We start from the raw sequence: 19,336 nt of genomic DNA, 5'->3' as shown, positions 1-19,336 counted from the left end.
ATAAGTTTTATCTACTGCAGGATTACTTAAACTAATGAAAACCATTGTGAAATTTTCTATTATTTGATGTACCTTTGCAACCTTAAAAATTTAATCTTTTTAAAATGAAACGAGTAGTTGTTGGACTTTCAGGTGGAGTAGATTCTAGTGTTGCAGCTTATTTATTGCAGCAGCAAGGATACGAAGTAATTGGCCTTTTTATGAAGAATTGGCACGATGATTCGGTTACTATTTCTAACGAATGTCCGTGGCTGGAAGACAGTAACGACGCTTTGCTTGTTGCTGAAAAACTTGGAATCCCGTTTCAAACCGTAGATTTAAGCGAAGAATACAAAGAAAAAATCGTGGACTATATGTTTAACGAATACGAAAAAGGAAGAACTCCAAATCCTGACGTACTTTGTAATCGCGAAATCAAATTTGATGTTTTTATGAAAATCGCTTTAAGTCTTGGTGCAGATTACGTAGCAACAGGGCATTATTGTCAAAAAAGCGAAATTGAAGTTGACGGAAAAACAGTTTATCAATTGATTGCTGGAAATGATGTTAACAAAGATCAATCTTACTTTTTATGTCAATTGTCTCAAGAGCAATTGTCAAAAGCTTTGTTTCCTATTGGAGCTTTGACCAAACCAGAAGTACGCGAAATCGCTGCTGAAATGGAACTGGTAACTGCAGAAAAGAAAGATTCTCAAGGTTTGTGTTTTATTGGAAAAGTTCGTCTTCCAGAATTTTTACAACAAAAATTACAGCCAAAAGAAGGGAAAATTGTTCAGGTTGACAAAAACGATCCGATTTATGTTGCCGAAAAATCTGCTGGAATTTCTGTAGAAGCAGCATTAAAATTAGAATCTCAAAAATTAGAATATATTCCAACAATGGGGAAAGTGGTTGGAAAACATCAAGGTGCTCATTATTTTACAGTTGGACAAAGAAAAGGATTGAATGTAGGAGGAACAACAGATCCTTTGTTTGTAATTGCTACAGATGTTGAAACGAATACCATTTATACTGGATTATCAAGCCAGCACCCAGGATTATTCAAAAAAGCACTTTTTGTTGGAGAATCTGAAGTACATTGGATTAGAGAAGATCTAACGTTACAAGCTGGAGAAACAATGGAAGTGATGGCGAGAATTCGTTACCGCCAGCCCTTACAAAAAGCTACGTTGCATCAATTTGAAGGCGGAATGTATGTAGAGTTTGAAGAACCACAGTCTGCTATTACAGAAGGACAATTTGTTGCTTGGTATTTAGGAAATGAATTAGTTGGTTCGGGAGTAATTTCTTAGCTTTATACTTTATTTGGAAGAAATTCCATAAAAGTATACTATGAGATATAACTTTACTTTTCTTTTATTACTTCTTTCGTTTACGGTTTTTGGGCAACAAGAGGCTTGGGTTTATTTTAATGCTAAACCTAATGCACAAACTTTTTTTGATAATCCACTAGTAGAGCTTTCTCAAAGAGCTTTGGATCGAAGAACCAATCAAAAGATCGCTTTGGATATTACAGATGCTCCTTTGGAAACTTCATTTGTGAATCAAATCAAATCGAGTACGGGAATTTCAGTTATGGCGCAGTCTAAATGGCTTAATGCGCTTCATATTCGTGGAACTCAAGCCAATATTAATGCCTTAAAAACCTTAGCTTTTGTTCAAAAAGTAGAATTTGCAGATAGAACTTTAAATGCTACTGGAAAAAAGGTTTCTGAAACTGCAGTCAGTCCGACGAAAAAGCAATCACAAACTGCTATTGATTATGCTTACGGTAGCTCTGCCAATCAAATTCAAATGTTGAATGGGCAGGTTTTGCATCAGCAGAATTATACTGGAGAAGGTAAAATTATTGCTGTTTTAGATGCCGGATTTCCTGGTGTAAATACAGCTCAGCCTTTTGAAAATCTAAGAAATAATAATAAAATTTTAGGTGGTTACGATTACACTACTCGAAATGCTAATTTCTATACTGGAGACAACCATGGAACGGAAGTGCTTTCTACAATGGGCGGTTACAAAGAAAATGCTTTGATAGGAACGGCTCCAAATGCTTCCTATTATCTTTTTATTACTGAAATTGATGCAGAAGAAAATCCGCTTGAAGAATCGCTTTGGGTAGAAGCCGCGGAGAAAGCTGATGCTTTGGGAGTGGATATTATCACGACTTCGCTTGGATATTTCCTTTATCGCGATGAAGTGAGGTATAATCATACTTACAGCGATATGAACGGAATTACTACTTTTATTTCGCGTGGAGCTGAAACTGCTTTTAATAAAGGGATTTTGGTTTTAGCTTCAGCAGGAAATGAAGGGACTCAAGTAGAAAAACATATTGGTTCTCCTGCCGATGCTGTTTCAGTTTTGTCAGTTGGATCGGTTACCGCATCTAAAGTCAAAGCGAGCTCCAGTTCAATTGGGCCGACTTATGATGGCAGAATAAAACCAGAAGTTATGGCGCAAGGAGCTGCGGCGATAGTTTCTGATCCGAATGGAAATATTGTAACTGCAAGCGGCACTTCTTTTTCGTGTCCGATTATGGCAGGAATGGCAGCTTCTTTATGGCAGGCTTTTCCAACGAAAACAAATAAAGAAATCAGACAAATGATTATCGCTTCTGCAGATCGATATTCAAATCCAGATAATAATTATGGCTACGGAATTCCGAATTTCGGAAAGACATTGAGCGTTGATGATTTTATAGCAGAAACCGCTTTTTCAGTTTATCCAAATCCGGTAAAAAATACCATTACTTTTTCTTTTCTAAATCAAAGTAATACTGCTTCAGTAACGATTTTTTCAGTATTAGGGCAAAAGGTAATCGAAGAAAAAATTAATAATTCAAATCCCGTTCTTTCTTTACAATCACTTCAAAGCGGATTGTATTTTTATAGTTTTGATGCTGATAATTTGCACAAAACGGGAAAGATAATCAAGCAATAATCTTCTTTAATGAATAAAATCACTCAACTTTTTAATATAAAATATCCGATTGTTCAAGGTGGAATGATTTGGAATAGCGGTTATAAATTGGCTTCGGCAGTTAGTAATGCTGGAGGGTTAGGACTTATTGGAGCTGGATCTATGTATCCTGAAGTTTTAAGAGAGCACATTCAAAAATGTAAAAAAGCGACGGATAAACCATTTGGGGTTAATATTCCGATGTTGTATCCGAATATTGAGGAGATTATGAATATTGTTGTCGAAGAAGGAGTAAAAATCGTTTTTACTTCTGCAGGAAATCCTAAAACATGGACTTCATTTTTAAAAGAAAAAGGAATTACGGTTGTACATGTTGTAAGCAGTTCTGTTTTTGCTTTAAAAGCACAGGAAGCAGGCGTTGACGCTGTTGTAGCCGAAGGTTTTGAGGCTGGTGGACATAACGGACGCGAAGAAACCACTACGCTGACTTTAATTCCAATGGTCAAAGAAAAAATTCAGATTCCGTTAATCGCCGCTGGTGGAATTGCAACCGGAAGAGGAATGCTGGCTGCAATGATTCTTGGAGCTGATGGAGTTCAGGTTGGAAGTCGTTTTGCAGCTTCTCTAGAATCTTCTGCACACAATAATTTTAAAGAAACGATAGTTAATACTAAAGAAGGAGGAACTCAGTTGACTCTAAAAGAGTTAGCTCCAGTTCGATTAGTGAAAAACAAATTTTTTAATGACGTTCAGGCTTTATATGAAAAATGTCCTTCTAAAGAAGATTTAATACAGCTTTTAGGACGAGCAAGAGCCAAAAAAGGAATGTTTGAAGGAGATTTAGAAGAAGGTGAATTGGAAATCGGGCAAATTGCTGGATTGATTCATGAAATTTTACCAGTCGAAAAAATTGTCGAACAAATGATCTCCGAATTTGAAGCCGCAATCAAAGAAAAGGCTACATTTGAGTTTTAATTATCTGCAAGAAAAATTTATGAATTCCCTACGCACCTACATACTACTATTGTTTTTAACTTTTGGATTGCAACAAGTTCAGAGTCAGACTTATCACTTTAAAACATCTGGATTTAGTGTTTTAGAAAAAAATCAGAGAGGGAAATGGGGCGAATGGTCCAATTTAGATTTGGTAAATCTTTCCGTTGTTTTAGATACCAATAAACATAGGATTGTGGTGTATTCTCAGGAAATTCAGCTTTTTAATATTTTAAACTATATCGAACGCGAAGAAAATGATACTGATATTGTTTATTCTTTCATGTGTAAAGATAATGACGGTCGAGAATGTAAACTTTCTATTATAACACGTAAAAAACAGGATTTCCGTAAACAACTTTATATCAATTACGACGATCATATTATAGTTTACAATATTTTTACAGTGTAAATTAAGGGGCTAAGGTTCTCAGGTGCTAAGATGCTGAGAGCTATAGGCTAGATTTAAATAAAATAATAAACCCGACAGGTTTTTAAAATCTGTCGGGTTTGCTATATAAAAAGCTTAGGAACTTACTGCCTCAGAACCTTAGAATGCTCAGTATCTTCTACAAAACATCTATATCCTTAATGAACTCATCATATTCTAAATAGAACATTTCCAGTGCATGCATTTTTTCATTGAAGAAATCGAAAATTGTATCCCAGTTGTTTCGGTTGCTAAAACCAACTCCAAGCTTTTCAACCCAGATTCTGCTTATGGTTTTGCCGCTTTCAAGAGTATAGTTTTTTTCAAAAACCAAATCTTTGATAAATTCTTCTTCCAGAATATTTTTTAAGGCTTCTAGTTTTTCAAAATAAGCAATGCGTTTTTCGTCGCTTCTCTGCTCAATATCAATTAAAACTTGTGCTTTTTTATTATCAACAAAAAATTTAAAAGAGAAGTCTTTGATTTTAGTATCATAAAGAACCCATTTTCTTGGATACTTTTCGGCAAAAGCTACCCAAAATTCTCTTTTAATTCTTTGTGATTCTTCTCTACTGTACATTTTTTAAGGCTTTAATTCCGGAAAACTTGTGGTACTGCGTTTTCTGGAGTATATTTATGTTTTATTTGAAAGTACAAAAATAAGGTTTGATTATGAATTTTCAAGATTTTTTGAAATATGTTCCCAATATAATTCCAGTTAAACTGCCAGCGGTAGAATCACATTTGAAAATGGCTCCAAAAGAACGTATTGAAGGTTTAAAAAATCTTGATATAGATGCATTAAATCCTAGAATGGCGGGAGTTATGATGTTGTTTTATCCTAAACAAGAAAAAACACATTTGGTTTTGATTGTTCGAAATACCTACGAAGGAGTTCACTCAGCCCAAATTGCTTTTCCGGGAGGTAAGTTTGAGAAGGATGATTTTAATTTTGAAAATACGGCTCTTAGAGAAACTCACGAAGAAGTAGGAATTGAACAAGAGGAAATAGAAATCGTTAAAAAATTTTCTCCCATGTACATTCCGCCAAGTAATTTTCTAGTGCATCCTTTTTTAGGGATTGCAAGAGAAGAACTTTCGTTTTATCCTGACATTAGAGAAGTTGCAGGAATTATAGAGCTTCCGTTATCGGTTTTTTTAAATGATGAAATTATTATCGAAGCCAGATTATCAACTTCTTATGGAGCTAATATTTTAGTTCCTGCATTTAATATACAAAATCATGTAGTTTGGGGAGCAACAGCTATGATTTTGAGCGAATTGAGAGATGTATTGAAAAGTACATTTGAAAAAGATATATAAAGATTTTTATTTAACAATTTGATATTCATTTGGATAAGTTTAATTTCTGGAAAATGTTTAAAACTATTGCTGAAAGAATAATTTTTGTATGTTTGCGACCTAACAAAAAAGTAAGATAAATTAGTTATGGGATTGTTTAAGCGAAATCCTTTTGGGCATATATTATTCATCAAGAAATGGTTAATCCGAATCTTGGGTGCTATGACGCACAGAAGATATAGAGGTTTTAACGAATTGCAGATTGAAGGATCTGAAATTATAAAAACACTTCCTGATACTAATGTTTTGTTTATTTCGAATCACCAAACTTATTTTGCAGATGTTGTGGCAATGTTTCATGTGTTTAACGCAAGTTTAAGCGGACGTCAGGATACTATTAAGAACATCGGATATTTGTGGCAACCTAAAATGAATATTTATTATGTTGCTGCAAAAGAAACCATGCAGGCCGGATTACTGCCAAGAATTTTAGCTTATGTGGGAGCAATTACTGTTGAAAGAACGTGGCGTGCTAAAGGAGTAGACGTTACCGAAAAACGCGAAGTAAACCCAAACGATACTGAAAATATCAAAATTGCTCTTGCAGACGGCTGGGTAATTACTTTTCCGCAAGGAACTACAAAATCTTTTAAACCTGTTCGTAAAGGAACCGCTCATATCATTAAGCAGCATAAACCAATTGTAATTCCGATTGTAATTGACGGTTTTAGAAGATCATTCGATAAGAAAGGACTTCGAATGAAAAAGAAAGGAATTCTTCAGTCCTTTATTATCAAAGAACCACTTGATATCGATTATGAAAATGATACAATTGACGAAATTGTAGAAAAAGTAGAATACGCTATTGAACAGCACCCATCATTTCTAAAAGTCATTCCAGCCGAAGAAATTAAAGCGCAAGAAGAATTGAACAGATTGAGACAGTGGGAGTATTAAGCTTTTTGTTTCAAGTTGAAAACCTTTGCCTCTTTGATTAAAAATCAATCTTTTTCAACTCTTTATAATTTGCATACAATCTTCTTAAAAGAGTTCCGTAAATTATTCTATAGAAACACCAGAATAAGCCGAAGAAACCTAAAATTACAAGAAATAAAATACCTATTGTAACAAACATAGTTCTTCCGTTCATGGCTAATTTTTCTCTAAGAAATTCCATATCTGGATTGTAGACGAAAGCGACAAAGAAGCTTAAAATGGATGTAATTACAATCATTCCTAGATTATACCAAACATAGTACTGAACAGTTTTGCGAGTCTTTAAAATAGAACTCATCAATGATTTCGTGGCAATTGTAGTCGAAATTGTTTTGTAATTTTTATAAAAAATGAAGACAAATATTAAAACTACAATATAATTAAAGTAAGTCAAAAACTCTAAAGCCATTACGATTTCAGGATGATTCATTTTTCGTAATACTTCATCTGTATTGATAAATAAGTTCGAAAAAGTCCAAAAAGAAATCTCCAAAATACTGATAATTAAAATCCATTTTACAATAGAAGATGATTTTCTGTGAATCATCTTATAGATTTCAGTTTCAGAAATTTGTTGAAAAGAACCTGAGTTCTTTTGCCAGTCTTTTTTTAGTAAATCCAGTTCTTTCATAATAATTTTTAAGGATTTAGTATTTTTTTAAGTTTCCCCTTAATTCTGTTCATTTTCACGCGCGCATTCACTTCGCTGATTCCTAGGGTTTCAGCTATTTCTTGATAATCTTTGTCTTCTAAATACATAAAAACTAATGCTTTTTCGATGTCGTTAAGCTGGTAAACCGCTTTATACATCAATTTTATCTGTTCTTCTTCTTCGTAGTTGTAATCAACATCTCTAACAAAATGTTGGTGGCTTTCATAATCTACGGTAGATATTGTTCTTTTGGTTTTACGGTACAACGTAATCGCAGTGTTTAAAGCGACACGATACGTCCAGGTAGAAAATTTGCTGTCACCTCTAAATTTTGGATAAGCTTTCCAAAGCTGAATAGTGATTTCTTGGAATAAATCTTTATGAGCGTCTTCGTTATCAGTATATAATCTACAAATTTTGTGGATTATATTCTGATTTGCTTGCAATTGCGCAACAAATGACTGTTCTAGATTTTCGCTCATATAAGTGTTAGTAGTTATGAAATCATTTTTGTTACAGTTGGATCAAAATTTTCTCGTTTTATAATAATTAATCGTCAAATCGATGAACTTACTGTAACTTTCCATTCCGTCTTTTTGATTGTTTGTTTTTAAAAAATTGTCCCAAAGAAAATGAAACCCTTCATCTATAAAAGTGTCATATTTTTTCCGGAAATCCTCACTTTCCTGATAGTTTTTCAGAATACCAACATGAACAGTTTTATTTAACTGGTCAAATATCTTTTCGTTTTTAAATTTCCAGATTCCTAAACAATAGCGTAAAGTAAAACTATATCCGGAATATTGATAATAAAGGTTTTCGTTTTTAACAGAAGCCAATACGCCAATAAAATTGCATTCACTTTCACTTGCAAAGCCAATCTGATGTGCCATTTCATGCGATGTAGTCAGAGGGAAATTATACATTGGTAATAAATCGTTAAGTTGAGCTTCATTTGTAAATGGATTCAAATAACCTCCAAAGCCCATATAAGTAAGAGGGAGGCTGAATAGTGAATTTTTTACGCTTAACGTTTTGTATTTGAAATAAGGATGTTCTTTGGCTAAATTATCATAACCATTTAAAATCATTTGAAACGATTCTTTTTGTGAATAAGGAAAAACAACTTTAGCACTATCATTTTTTGTAATTTGAAACTGAACTTGATTTGTTTTTGTGATTAACCTTTTAGTGAAAGCCAGAAGATCGGCATCTGTATATTCTCTTTTGATTTCCATTTTCTCAAAAAGAGGTTTTCGGTAATAATTGAAAGCCCAAAGCAGATGGAAGAAAAAGTAGAAAACAGAGATTTTTCCTAAGATGGTCAAGACATGATCTTTCCATTCTGTTTTCCATGTTTTTCTGATTTTCCAAAACCAGCTGATTATAGAAATCAGTAAAAGTGCATAAATAATGTCCCCAATAGAAAACGGAATTTTACCCAAAACCGTTCTTGAAAAATTAGAAATCCGAACGAACAAATTTTTGCTGTAAAAACCTTCTACAAAATCTGGAAAGTAGGGTAGGGTTTTGTAAAAGATAATCTGAACTATAAGAAATAAAGGTAAAATATATTTTTTTTTCACTGATGATCTGTTTTTTATAAAAATAATAATTAAATACTATTTTGTGTTATTTTTTGTAAATTTGTTGTTCATGAATAGGGAGAAAATGACACAAATTACTTTAAATATTCCAGATGAAGAATTAACATTCTTTATGAAGCTTATAGAGAAATTTAATTACGAAACGGTAATTAATGATTTTTCTGTGTCTGATGAAATGAAAAATTTATTAGACGAAAGAAGATTGACTTCAAAAGTAGAAAATTTTGTTCCTTGGAATGAGGCAAAAAAACAGTTTTCTTTTAAAGCTGAAAAATGATTTTTGATCTTGTTATTGAGCCGAGAGCAATTCATGATATTCAGGATGCTATTGATTATTATGAATCTAAGCAAACAGGATTAGGTGAATATTTTTATCAGACAATCGATGAAAATATAGAAAGATTAACTAAAAATCCTTTCTTCCAAATTAGATATAAGGATTATCACGGCTTACCTATAAAAAAATTTCCTTTTATCATTTTTTATTTTATTGATGAAAACTTGAAAACAATTTACATATTATCTGTTTTCAATACATCATTAAATCCTTCAAAATATCCGAAATAATTCAAACAAAATATAATGAGTCAAGAAATAAGAAATCTCGAGCCAAAAGCACTTTGGAATAAATTCGCAGATTTAAACGAAGTGCCACGTCCATCTAAGAAAGAAGAGCGTGTAATTGAGTTTATGAAAAACTTTGGAAATAGCTTAGGTTTAGAAACTTTTGAAGATGAAATCAGAAATGTAATCATCAGAAAACCTGCCGCTCCAGGAATGGAAAATCGCAAACCAATTGTAATGCAAGGTCACTTGGATATGGTGCACCAAAAAAATGCAGATACTGTTTTTGATTTTGATACGCAGGGAATCGATATGTATGTGGACGGTGACTGGGTTCGCGCGCGTGGTACAACACTTGGAGCTGATAACGGGTTAGGAGTAGCAACTATTATGGCTATTTTAGAAAGCAAAGATATTCCGCATCCAGCAATTGAGGCTTTGTTTACAGTTGATGAAGAAACTGGAATGACTGGAGCATTAAATCTTAAAGGTGGAATTTTACAAGGTCAGATTTTATTGAATTTAGATACTGAAGAAGATGATGAAATTGATATTGGATGTGCTGGAGGAATTGATGTAACGGCTACAAGAACCTATCATGAAGAAGAAGTTCCAGAAGCTTCTGTTGGTTATACCATTACAGTAAAAGGCTTAAACGGAGGACATTCAGGAATGGATATCCACAAAGGTTTAGGAAATGCGAACAAAATCATGAATCGTTTATTGTTTGATGCATTTGAAAACTTTGGTTTGCAAATCGTTGAAGTAAATGGAGGAAGTCTAAGAAATGCAATTCCGAGAGAAAGTGTTGCGAAAGTGATTATTTCTCAAATGTTTGATGAGGCTTACGTGTATGATATGCAGGAAATTATTTCTGATATCAAAGCAGAATATAAAACAACTGAACCAAACTTATCTATTGAAATCGTAAAAGGCGATTTACCTGAAAAGGTGATGGATTTAGGTGTTCAGGAAGGAATTATCAGAGCAATTTACGCAGCACAAAATGGAGTTTACAAAATGAGTGCTGATATGGCAGATTTGGTTGAAACTTCAAATAATATTGCTCGTGTAGTGATTAAAGACGGAGAAATTTTAGTTGGATGTCTAACACGTTCTTCAGTTGAATCTTCAAAATTTGATTTGGCGAATTCATTGCGTTCGGCTTTTGAATTAGTTGGATGCGAAGTGGAGCTTTCAGGTTCTTATCCAGGATGGACACCAAACGTTAACTCTGAAATTTTAGAGGTTTTAAAAGAAATCTACGAAAAGCAAAATGGGGAGCAGCCAAAAGTTGTAGCTTGCCACGCAGGTCTAGAATGCGGAATTTTAGGTACAAATTATCCTGATATGGATATGATTTCTTTTGGTCCGACAATTCACGGAGCACATTCTCCAGACGAAAGAGCAAGTATTTCATCTGCACAGAAATATTGGAAATTTGTATTGGAAATTCTTTCTAATATACCGGTTAAATAGTTTTCAGTCGCAGTCTCAGTTTTCAATTTTAACAGACTGAAAACTGTGACCGTAAACTATGACTAAAAAAAATCCCCAATTTGTAAAAATTGGGGATTTTTTATATCTAAAATTAATTTCGTTTCAAAACTTTATATTGTTCATAACATGCACTGATGGCATCCATAATCTGTAAATCATTTGCGGTTTGAATGAAAGAGTCGGAATAGTTGCAACGATGCATGATTTCTGGGATTTCGTCTTTGCTAATGCCTAATAATACGGCAACTGTTTCGCGATCGTATTTCGATTCTAAAAGCGTTCGAACAGTGTCGTCTTTCTTCATTTCTTTCAATTTCTTGAGCTCTTTACCATTTTTTCCGAAGAAATTATAAAGCATATCGGCGGGGTTAAAGATTGATCCTAAAACCTTACCAAAAGCGTTTGGAGCATATTCTCCCGCTTCGTAACCTTGTGTAAGTCCGGAAATGCTATAACGGTAGTTTTCTTTTGTTGGAATTAATTTGGAGTCAATTTCTAGGTATCCTGTTAAAGTAAACGGAGCAATAACGACTTCTTCCAAAGCGATTGCTTTTTCAGTAAGTTGGATTCGTGTTACTTTGTTTTTAATCCAGTCATTTGTAACTCTGATTCGTAAAGATTGAAAACCAAGAATAGAAAAGTGCAAAGTATCATTAACTTGAACGTCAATTTCAAAATACCCTTTTTCATCAGATTTTGCACCACGAACTTTATTGGTGTTGATAACATTTACACCTGTAAGAGGTTGTTTGGTGTTGTCGTTAATAATATAACCTGAAACTCTTTGAGGAACTGTTGGCTGCGTATCTTGCGCAAAACCAAAGTTGGCTAGGAGTGTAAAAAAGAAAACTGCGAAATATTTCATATCCTGATTTAAAGCACTAAAAGTAGTAAATCGGGATTAAATATCTCGTAGTCTTGGAATTTAATTATAAGAAAATTAACAAAGGCACTGAGAAGATTATGAGATATAAGAAAAAATCCCAAATTCCATATAAAATTGGAATTTGGGATTTGTATTTTAAGATCTTAAATGATTAATCTCTTCTTGATCTTCTTGGTCTTGAGCTGTCGCCGAAGTTTTCTGAACGTCTTGGAGCTCTGTCTGAGCCACCATTTTCGCTTCTTGGAGCAGAACTTCTAAAACCACCTTCTCTTCTTGAAGATGAGTTTCTGTCGCTTCTAAAACCTCCGTCACGAGATCCACCATCTCTAGAAGAATTTCTGTCTCCTCTAAATCCACCTTCACGTCTTGGTGTAAAATTTCCGTCTCTTCTGTTAGAATCACGTCTTCCTCCACGGTTGTTGTGGTCACGTCTTCCTCCACCATCATTTTTAGAAATCTCAACGTTGATGCGACGACCTTCTAATTGTACGTTGTTTAAAACGTCCATTACTTTGTCGGTATGTTGTGGGTCGGTGTTAAAGAAAGAGAATCCTTCTTTTACATCCACTTTAAAGATATCGTCACGACCTAAGTCTAATGTTTCTTTCAAGTAATCTTTTAATGACATCCAGTCGAAGTTGTCTCTTGAACCGATATTCACAAAGTAACGAACTGCTCCGTTATTGTTGAATTCTCTTGGCTCAGAATCACCTCTTTCACGTCTTTCTCCACCAGAAACAGAAATATCTCTGTTCTTTTTGTAGTAAGCAATGAAACGGTTAAATTCTACTGAAACCATTTTCTTAATCAATTCTTCTTTAGATAAATCTTCAAGAACATTGTTGATTGCTGGTAAATAGTTGTCAATTTCGTGATCAACTTCAGTATCTTTAATTTTATTTGCTAAGTGTAGTAACTGAATTTCGCAGATTTCGATTCCAGATGGAATAGATTTTTCTTCGAATTTTTGTTTGATGATTCTCTCGATAGAAGAAATTTTACGTAACTCACTTTTTGTAACGATTACAATAGAAGTGCCTAATTTTCCAGCTCTACCTGTACGACCAGAACGGTGGTTGTAAGTTTCAATTTCATCAGGTAATTGGTAGTTCACAACGTGAGTTACGTTATCAACGTCAATACCACGTGCAGCAACGTCAGTAGCAACAAGCATCTGAATTTGTCTTCCACGGAAAGATTTCATTACACCATCACGTTGTGCTTGAGATAAATCTCCGTGTAACGCAGCAGCACTATATCCATCTTCAATTAACTTCTCAGCAATAGCTTGAGTGTCTCTTTTTGTACGACAGAAAACTACAGAGAAAATATCTGGATTAGCATCAGCTAAACGTTTTAAAGCTTCGTAACGGTCACGAGCGTTAACTAAATAAAATTCGTGAGAAACTGTAGATGAACCAGAGTTTTTAGTTCCTACAGTAATTTCTAAAGGTTCGCTCATAAATTGTTTTGCAATTCTAGCAACCTCTTGTGGCATAGTTGCAGAAAACAACCATGTACTTTTTTCGTCTGGAGTATCTGATAAAATAGATACGATGTCGTCATAGAATCCCATGTTTAACATTTCGTCAGCCTCATCCAAAACACAGTAATCTATGTTTTTAATGTTTACTAAACCTCTGTTAATCATGTCTTGCATTCTACCTGGAGTAGCTACAATAATTTGAGCTCCTCTTTTTACTTCTCTTGCTTGTTCTGTTATACTAGCTCCTCCGTAAACTGCTACCACATTAATACCTTTTTCGTATTTAGAGTAGTTTTTAAGTTCGTTAGTAATCTGTAAACATAACTCGCGTGTTGGCGATAAAACTAATGCCTGTGTATTTCTGTTGTCAGCATCAATTTTTTGAATTAGCGGAAAACCGAAAGCTGCCGTTTTCCCTGTCCCTGTTTGAGCCAACGCAACCATATCCGTGTCTTTTTCCAATAATAGGGGAATCGCCTTTTCCTGTACCTCTGACGGATTTTCAAATCCTAGATCTAAAATCGCCTTCAGTAACGATTCATTCAATCCTAATTGTTCAAATTTATTCATATGTGTTTTAAAATAGGGTGCAAAATTACTGTTAATTATTCAGATAAACTAATGCAATTTTAAGAATTATGTATTTGTTAAGAATTGATTATCAAAAAGTTACACTTTTATTAAAATAAATTTTTAAACGAAAATGAGAAATTGCCTAAAAAACACGTCGTGAAATGTAAAATTTAGGCGTTAAAATGTTGTATTTTAAACAATTATTTTGTGTTGTTCAGAAAATCAATTAGTTGCTTAACTGCTTTTCCGCGGTGACCTATAGTGTTTTTGGTCTCTAATGATAATTGAGCAAAGGTTTCACTGTAATTTTCAGGTTGAAAAATTGGATCATATCCAAAACCATTTGTTCCCACTTTTTCCAGAGTTATATTTCCTTTAACGATTCCTGTAAATAAATATTGTTTTCCTTCAAGATTTAAAGTGATAACGGTCTTGAACTGAGCACTTCGGTTTTCATTATTTTCTAATGCATTCAAAAGCTTATCCATATTGTCATCGGCATTTTTCTGTTCGCCAGCATAACGTGCAGAATAAACTCCAGGTTCGCCATTTAGCGCCTGTACTTCTAAACCTGTATCATCTGCAAAACAGTCATAACCATATTTTTGAGTTACATAATCTGCTTTTAAAATGGCATTTCCTTCAATGGTATCGGCTGTTTCTGGAATATCTTCAAAACAATTAATGTCTTCTAAACTTAATATTTGAATACTTTCTGGAAGCATGCTTTGTATTTCGGCAATTTTATTTTTGTTGTTTGAAGCGAAAACGAGTTTCATAGAAGTAAAGTTTTTTAAATGATTTTCAACACAAATTTAGAATTCTTATATTTGATAGAGTATCAAAATTTAAAATAAATGCAATTATCAGTCCTTTATAAAAAAATCCTACCATTTGTAAAGCCGTACAGAAAAATGGTAATTGCAACGCTACTGCTCACATTTTTAGGTTCTTTTGCGGCACAAGTAAATGCCATAATCTTAAAATATACTGTAGATACTATAAACAATTTGATGGTAGCTCACGAACCCTTGTCTAAAGGATTTCATTTGCTGGGAATAATTAGTATTGTATTGCTGACTAAAGAATTGGTGAATTCAATTGTACAATTTGGACAAAAGTTTTATGGAGAAAAACTCCGTATTTTCATTACTCGAGATATTTCTCAAACCATTGTCGAAAAAATTCTGAGTTATAGAATGGAATTTTATACTTCTGATGAAAACGAAAGCGGAAAACTCCAAACTAGAATTGATGCCGGAATTAGCAGTTTGACCAGACTCGTGCAAAACTTTTTTATTGATATTCTGCCTTTGTTTGCTAATGCTTTTGTCGCTTTAGTCATCATGTTTTATGCTAATGTTTATGTGGGATTGGTCAGTTTATGCATTATTCCGATTTACTTTTATATCAGTCAGTTGCAGGCAACTAAGCTTAGCGGTTTCAGAAGAAGAATGCGCAATTACCGCGAAACTAAAAATAACGGAATTATTAGTTTAATTGAATCTATAACGGTGATTAAATCTTTTGTACGAGAATCAACAGAAGCAGATCGTCATGAAAAAATTCAGTTTGAAATGACCGAAAATCAGCTGGAAACCAGAAAAACCAGTTTTATTTTTGAAAGTATTAAAAGTTTTGTAGAGCAAATAGGAGTCGTAATTATTATCATTTTGACGGCTTATTTTGTTTTGAATAATCAAATGACGATTGGGGCGATTATGTTTCATATTATGCTTTTTAATAATGTTTCGTCTCCAATTAGACAGTTGCACCGCATTTATGATGAAGTAAATGATGCTTTGATTTATTCCGAAGGTTTCTTTGATATTTTAGAAGCAGAAAAAGAAGTGGAAACCAGCGGGAATTATATTCCGGAAAAAATTATAGGATTAATTGAAGTGAAAAATGTTGACTTTGTTTATCCCAACGGAACACAAGCGCTGTTTGATATTAATTTTACCGTAAAACCCAACGAAACCTCTGCTTTGGTTGGATTAAGTGGCGCAGGAAAAAGTACAATTATCAATTTATTAGATAAATTTTATCTACCATCATCAGGGCAAATCTTTTTAGATGGTGTAGATTTAGTAGATTACAATACCGATTTTCTGCGTAAAAACATTGGTTTGGTGCTTCAGAAAAACCATATTTTTAAAGGAACAATTGCTGAAAATATCTTATACGGAAATCCCGAAGCTTCTCAAGAAGAAGTAATTGAAGCGGCGAAACAAGCCTACATTCACGAACAAGTAGTGCAATTGCCAAAGTGTTACGATTCTGATGCACATTTGCTTTCGGGTGGTCAGCAGCAACGAATTGCGATTGCAAGACTTTTTCTCAAAAATCCGCCCATTATATTTTTAGATGAACCAACAGCAAGTCTAGATGCAATTGCAACCGAACAGATTAAAAAATCTTTAGATGCCATTAAAAAAGACAGAACGGTAATTATAATATCGCACAGTATTTCTCAAATTATTGATGCTTCTAATATTATTGTTTTAGAAAAAGGGAAATGCGTCGAAAAAGGAACGCACGATGAATTATACGATAATAAAGGGACTTATTACCAGATATTTATGGCAATGGCAAATAGCTTAAATATTGAAAAGATCACTCAAACTTTCGATTGAAGACTTTTTGAATGCTTATTTCTAAAACAAAAGCAAAACAAGCTCCAAAAGTGTAAGCCAGAATATCCGACCATAAAAATCCTTGACCTAAAACGTATCTTCCGAAAAGAGTTTTTCTTAGTTCGATAATCCATTCTGCTTGGTACAATTGTAGAAATTCAATGCCATAACAAATAAGTAAGGAAAGAAGAAAAATTGCAAATGCTTTTTTAAATGGAAAAAATATTCGAACCAAAAAATAAATCATTACCGCGTACAGAAAATCACCAATCCATAAGGGAATAAATGCAATTTTTCTAGAAAGAATTCCTAGGACAATAATGCTGATGAAAGTAAAGGAATAATAGATTCTTGCTTTGTTCAAAACGGAATTTACGGTATTAATTGTACAGATTTAGTAGACAAAAATACAAAGATCTAAATGCATTTGGTTTATTTCCTAAATTTATCAATTAAACAAACTATCAACCACATGAATGCAAAATTTTTTACGCTGATTGCCGCTTTGTTTCTTTTAGGAAATCAAGGTTATTCTCAAAAAGACAAATCGTTTAATATCAAAAAACAATTAGAGTATTGCGCTGAACAGGCTTCTAAAACATTAAAAGTGATTCCAAATGATGGAACTTCGCCAAGAACAGTTCCAAACGGAAGTAAAGATTGGAAGTTTGTCGGCTACAAAGACTGGACAAGCGGATTTTGGCCAGGGGAATTATGGTTTTTGTACGAAGTGACAAAAGATAAAAAATGGGAAAAAGAAGCCGATAAATTTAGTCGTTTTTTAACGCCATTATCTGTCAGTAAAGCAGGAGATCACGATTTGGGATTTCAAATTTTTAATAGTTTCGGAAACGGATATCGATTGACTAAGAATCAGGAATATAAAGAAATCATTCTAAAAACTGCCGATACTTTAGCAACACTTTTTAATCCGAAAGTGGGAACGATTCAATCCTGGCCTCATAACAAAATGGGTGGTCACAATACGATTATTGACAATATGATGAATTTAGAACTTTTGTTTTGGGCTTCTAAAAATGGAGGAAATAAAAAACTATACGATATTGCCGTAAAGCACGCTGAAACTACAATGGCCAATCATTTTAGACCAGATAATACGTCTTATCACGTTATTATTTACGATTATGAAACCGGAAAAAAGATAAAAGGAAGAACGGCTCAAGGATATAGTGATGACAGTATGTGGGCACGTGGTCAGGCTTGGGCGATTTATGGTTTTACAATGACTTACAGAGAAACTAAAGATAGTAAGTTCTTAGATTTTGCGCATAAATTAGCTCGTGTTTATCTCGATAAATTAACGACAGAAGATTTAGTTCCGTATTGGGATTTTAATGCGCCAAATATTCCGAATGAACCAAGAGATGCTTCTGCAGCAGCCATTGTTTCTTCTGTGCTTTTGGAATTAAGTTCTTATACCGAGGACAAGAATTTGAAAGCTGAATATTTAACGAAAGCTAAAAAAATGATTGTATCACTTTCAGATCATTACCAAAGTCATGATGTGAATTCAGCATTTTTATTACACTCGACAGGACATAAACCAGCAAATAGTGAGATAGATTGTTCTATAAATTACGCAGATTATTACTATCTTGAGGCATTATTAAGACTTCAAAAATTAAAATAGAAAAATTATGATCAAGAAAATAAGCCAAATTGCATTTGCAATAATGATGGTGTTTCTACTAGCAAGCTGTAAAAATACTAAACAGAAACTTCAGGAGTATGTTGTGACATATAATAAAACTATTGCACCAAGTTTTAGAGCCGATGATGTAACGCTTACAACGGCAAGAGGTTATATCAATGATGATAAAATTGAGCTGCGATTTGAAACCAATTTAGAGCAAAACGAAACGAATAAAGCAGCTTCGGTTGTTTCTTTTCCTAGATTAATCAAATTGATGATTGAAAAAGACGAAATTCCAAGACAGCTAATTGAGGAAGGTGTACAATTTGATGTTTATTTTCTGGCAGATGACAATACTGTTTTTGATAAGGAAGTGCTAACAGGAGAATCTCTTAAAGATTTTTTGAAATAAAGTATCAGATTTAGTTTAAAAAGATACGAGTTTAATTCTTACATATTGAAGGTCTCTTTAAGTTTTAATTTAAAGAGACTTTTTTGTATTTATAGTTAAAAGTTAAGTGTAAAATCTACTCTTTTATTCTTACAAAATTTTGCAATTTTTGGATATAAATGATTTGTATTCAAAGCATTATGTGATTGTTTTTTTTAGTTTAATGTTGTTTTTATATTATAAATTAGTTATGTTTGAGTTAAAAAAATAACTATAAAACCAATAATTTATGAAAAAAATTACCCAAATCGCATTTGCATTGGCTTTTGCACTTTTTTTAGTTAGCTGTAAAAACACCAAACAGAAAATCCAAGAACATGTAAGTAGTTACAACAATTCTTCTTCTATAAAAGGAAACGGAATTACGAGTACAACAGCAAAAGCTTTTCTAAATGATAATAAAATTGAAATTAGAATTGAAACGAATTTAGAGGAAACAGATGCAAACAGAATAGCCTACGAAGAATCTTTTCCTGATTTGTTGAAAGAAATGATTAAAAATGATCAAATTTCATCTTCTCTTATTGCTGAAGGAGTAAAGTTTGACGTTTATTTCTTAGCTTATAACAATGCTATTTTGGCGCAAAAATTAGTGGGTCAGGAAGAACTAGCAGCTTTAGAAGGAGAAGCAACACAAAATAAAGAAACAGCAAAATTGTAATTAAAATAGATTTAAAAGAAAAAAGC

Annotated in this window: 21 protein-coding genes; 13 read left to right on the top strand and 8 right to left on the bottom strand. The window is 33.3% G+C overall.

The window, feature by feature from the left end; all coding sequences use genetic code 11:
- Positions 1-104: 104 nt before the first annotated feature.
- Genes mnmA through NQQ59_RS05725 form a run of 4 tightly spaced genes read left to right on the top strand, consistent with a single transcriptional unit; the run spans position 105 to position 4,324 of the window.
- Positions 105-1,292, top strand: coding sequence for a tRNA 2-thiouridine(34) synthase MnmA (mnmA, locus tag NQQ59_RS05740; protein ID WP_144214696.1), 1,188 nt, complete (start codon positions 105-107; stop codon positions 1,290-1,292).
- A 40-nt stretch (positions 1,293-1,332) separates the two neighbouring features.
- A complete protein-coding gene (locus NQQ59_RS05735) occupies positions 1,333-2,940 on the top strand; it encodes a S8 family serine peptidase (RefSeq protein ID WP_144221493.1) in 1,608 nt (535 codons plus the stop codon).
- A 9-nt stretch (positions 2,941-2,949) separates the two neighbouring features.
- Positions 2,950-3,894 (top strand): NAD(P)H-dependent flavin oxidoreductase, encoded by a 945-nt coding sequence (locus NQQ59_RS05730; protein WP_144214695.1) that lies wholly within the window; start codon positions 2,950-2,952, stop codon positions 3,892-3,894.
- Between the two features lie 19 nt (positions 3,895-3,913).
- Positions 3,914-4,324 carry a hypothetical protein gene (locus NQQ59_RS05725; RefSeq protein WP_144214694.1) on the top strand — a complete coding sequence of 137 codons (411 nt, stop codon included), beginning with the start codon at positions 3,914-3,916 and terminating at the stop codon, positions 4,322-4,324.
- Between the two features lie 157 nt (positions 4,325-4,481).
- On the opposite strand, the gene NQQ59_RS05720 is transcribed toward NQQ59_RS05725, so the two are convergent.
- Positions 4,482-4,922, bottom strand: a complete 441-nt coding sequence (locus NQQ59_RS05720) for a DUF4268 domain-containing protein (RefSeq protein ID WP_144214693.1) — start codon at positions 4,920-4,922, stop codon at positions 4,482-4,484.
- 92 nt (positions 4,923-5,014) lie between these two features.
- Here NQQ59_RS05720 and NQQ59_RS05715 point away from each other — a divergent pair, with 92 nt between their 5' ends.
- On the top strand, positions 5,015-5,665 hold the full coding sequence (locus NQQ59_RS05715; protein WP_144214692.1) for an NUDIX hydrolase: 651 nt from the start codon (positions 5,015-5,017) through the stop codon (positions 5,663-5,665).
- Between the two features lie 126 nt (positions 5,666-5,791).
- Positions 5,792-6,601: a lysophospholipid acyltransferase family protein gene (locus NQQ59_RS05710; protein ID WP_144214691.1), complete on the top strand. Its 810-nt coding sequence runs from the start codon at positions 5,792-5,794 to the stop codon at positions 6,599-6,601.
- Positions 6,602-6,638: 37 nt separating this feature from the next.
- On the opposite strand, the gene NQQ59_RS05705 is transcribed toward NQQ59_RS05710, so the two are convergent.
- The 3 genes from NQQ59_RS05705 to NQQ59_RS05695 are packed head-to-tail and all read right to left on the bottom strand — an operon-like array spanning position 6,639 to position 8,878.
- Entirely contained in the window at positions 6,639-7,271 is a 633-nt protein-coding gene (locus NQQ59_RS05705; RefSeq protein WP_144214690.1) for a hypothetical protein, read from the bottom strand.
- Between the two features lie 8 nt (positions 7,272-7,279).
- Positions 7,280-7,774, bottom strand: coding sequence for an RNA polymerase sigma factor (locus NQQ59_RS05700; protein ID WP_091491379.1), 495 nt, complete (start codon positions 7,772-7,774; stop codon positions 7,280-7,282).
- 42 nt (positions 7,775-7,816) lie between these two features.
- Positions 7,817-8,878 (bottom strand): DUF3810 domain-containing protein, encoded by a 1,062-nt coding sequence (locus tag NQQ59_RS05695; protein ID WP_144214689.1) that lies wholly within the window; start codon positions 8,876-8,878, stop codon positions 7,817-7,819.
- Between the two features lie 70 nt (positions 8,879-8,948).
- Here NQQ59_RS05695 and NQQ59_RS05690 point away from each other — a divergent pair, with 70 nt between their 5' ends.
- From NQQ59_RS05690 to NQQ59_RS05680, 3 genes are read left to right on the top strand one after another with little or no spacing between them, the layout of a single operon-like run.
- A complete protein-coding gene (locus tag NQQ59_RS05690) occupies positions 8,949-9,176 on the top strand; it encodes a hypothetical protein (RefSeq protein WP_144214688.1) in 228 nt (75 codons plus the stop codon).
- Complete coding sequence (locus NQQ59_RS05685; RefSeq protein ID WP_144214687.1) at positions 9,173-9,466, top strand: type II toxin-antitoxin system RelE/ParE family toxin; 294 nt, start codon at positions 9,173-9,175, stop codon at positions 9,464-9,466. Before NQQ59_RS05690 ends, NQQ59_RS05685 begins: the two co-directional genes overlap by 4 nt.
- A gap of 15 nt (positions 9,467-9,481) precedes the next feature.
- Positions 9,482-10,942: an aminoacyl-histidine dipeptidase gene (locus NQQ59_RS05680; protein ID WP_144214686.1), complete on the top strand. Its 1,461-nt coding sequence runs from the start codon at positions 9,482-9,484 to the stop codon at positions 10,940-10,942.
- Between the two features lie 112 nt (positions 10,943-11,054).
- On the opposite strand, the gene NQQ59_RS05675 is transcribed toward NQQ59_RS05680, so the two are convergent.
- The 3 genes from NQQ59_RS05675 to NQQ59_RS05665 all read right to left on the bottom strand — a co-directional run bounded on the left by NQQ59_RS05675 (position 11,055) and on the right by NQQ59_RS05665 (position 14,687).
- Positions 11,055-11,828 (bottom strand): carboxypeptidase-like regulatory domain-containing protein, encoded by a 774-nt coding sequence (locus NQQ59_RS05675; RefSeq protein ID WP_144214685.1) that lies wholly within the window; start codon positions 11,826-11,828, stop codon positions 11,055-11,057.
- 172 nt (positions 11,829-12,000) lie between these two features.
- Positions 12,001-13,905, bottom strand: coding sequence for a DEAD/DEAH box helicase (locus NQQ59_RS05670; protein ID WP_144214684.1), 1,905 nt, complete (start codon positions 13,903-13,905; stop codon positions 12,001-12,003).
- 203 nt (positions 13,906-14,108) lie between these two features.
- The gene (locus NQQ59_RS05665; protein ID WP_144214683.1) at positions 14,109-14,687 is read right to left on the bottom strand and encodes a non-canonical purine NTP diphosphatase; all 579 of its coding nucleotides are present in this window, start codon (positions 14,685-14,687) and stop codon (positions 14,109-14,111) included.
- A gap of 78 nt (positions 14,688-14,765) precedes the next feature.
- Here NQQ59_RS05665 and NQQ59_RS05660 point away from each other — a divergent pair, with 78 nt between their 5' ends.
- A complete protein-coding gene (locus NQQ59_RS05660) occupies positions 14,766-16,544 on the top strand; it encodes an ABC transporter ATP-binding protein (RefSeq protein ID WP_144214682.1) in 1,779 nt (592 codons plus the stop codon).
- Here the strand turns inward: NQQ59_RS05660 and NQQ59_RS05655 are convergent.
- Entirely contained in the window at positions 16,525-16,908 is a 384-nt protein-coding gene (locus NQQ59_RS05655; protein ID WP_144214681.1) for a ribosomal maturation YjgA family protein, read from the bottom strand. The two genes, NQQ59_RS05660 and NQQ59_RS05655, sit on opposite strands and share 20 nt — an antisense overlap.
- 108 nt (positions 16,909-17,016) lie before the next feature.
- Here NQQ59_RS05655 and NQQ59_RS05650 point away from each other — a divergent pair, with 108 nt between their 5' ends.
- The 3 genes from NQQ59_RS05650 to NQQ59_RS05640 all read left to right on the top strand — a co-directional run bounded on the left by NQQ59_RS05650 (position 17,017) and on the right by NQQ59_RS05640 (position 19,310).
- Complete coding sequence (locus NQQ59_RS05650; protein ID WP_144214680.1) at positions 17,017-18,195, top strand: glycoside hydrolase family 88 protein; 1,179 nt, start codon at positions 17,017-17,019, stop codon at positions 18,193-18,195.
- 7 nt (positions 18,196-18,202) lie between these two features.
- Positions 18,203-18,610, top strand: a complete 408-nt coding sequence (locus NQQ59_RS05645) for a hypothetical protein (protein ID WP_144214679.1) — start codon at positions 18,203-18,205, stop codon at positions 18,608-18,610.
- 268 nt (positions 18,611-18,878) lie between these two features.
- Positions 18,879-19,310 (top strand): hypothetical protein, encoded by a 432-nt coding sequence (locus tag NQQ59_RS05640; RefSeq protein WP_144214678.1) that lies wholly within the window; start codon positions 18,879-18,881, stop codon positions 19,308-19,310.
- The last annotated feature ends 26 nt before the right edge of the window (positions 19,311-19,336 follow it).

It is taken from the genome of Flavobacterium panacis, from assembly GCF_024649945.1.
Classification (GTDB): Bacteria; Bacteroidota; Bacteroidia; order Flavobacteriales; family Flavobacteriaceae; genus Flavobacterium; species Flavobacterium panacis.
The sequence above is the reverse complement of the archived record's forward strand: the minus strand, read 5'-3'. Positions and strand labels throughout refer to the sequence as shown.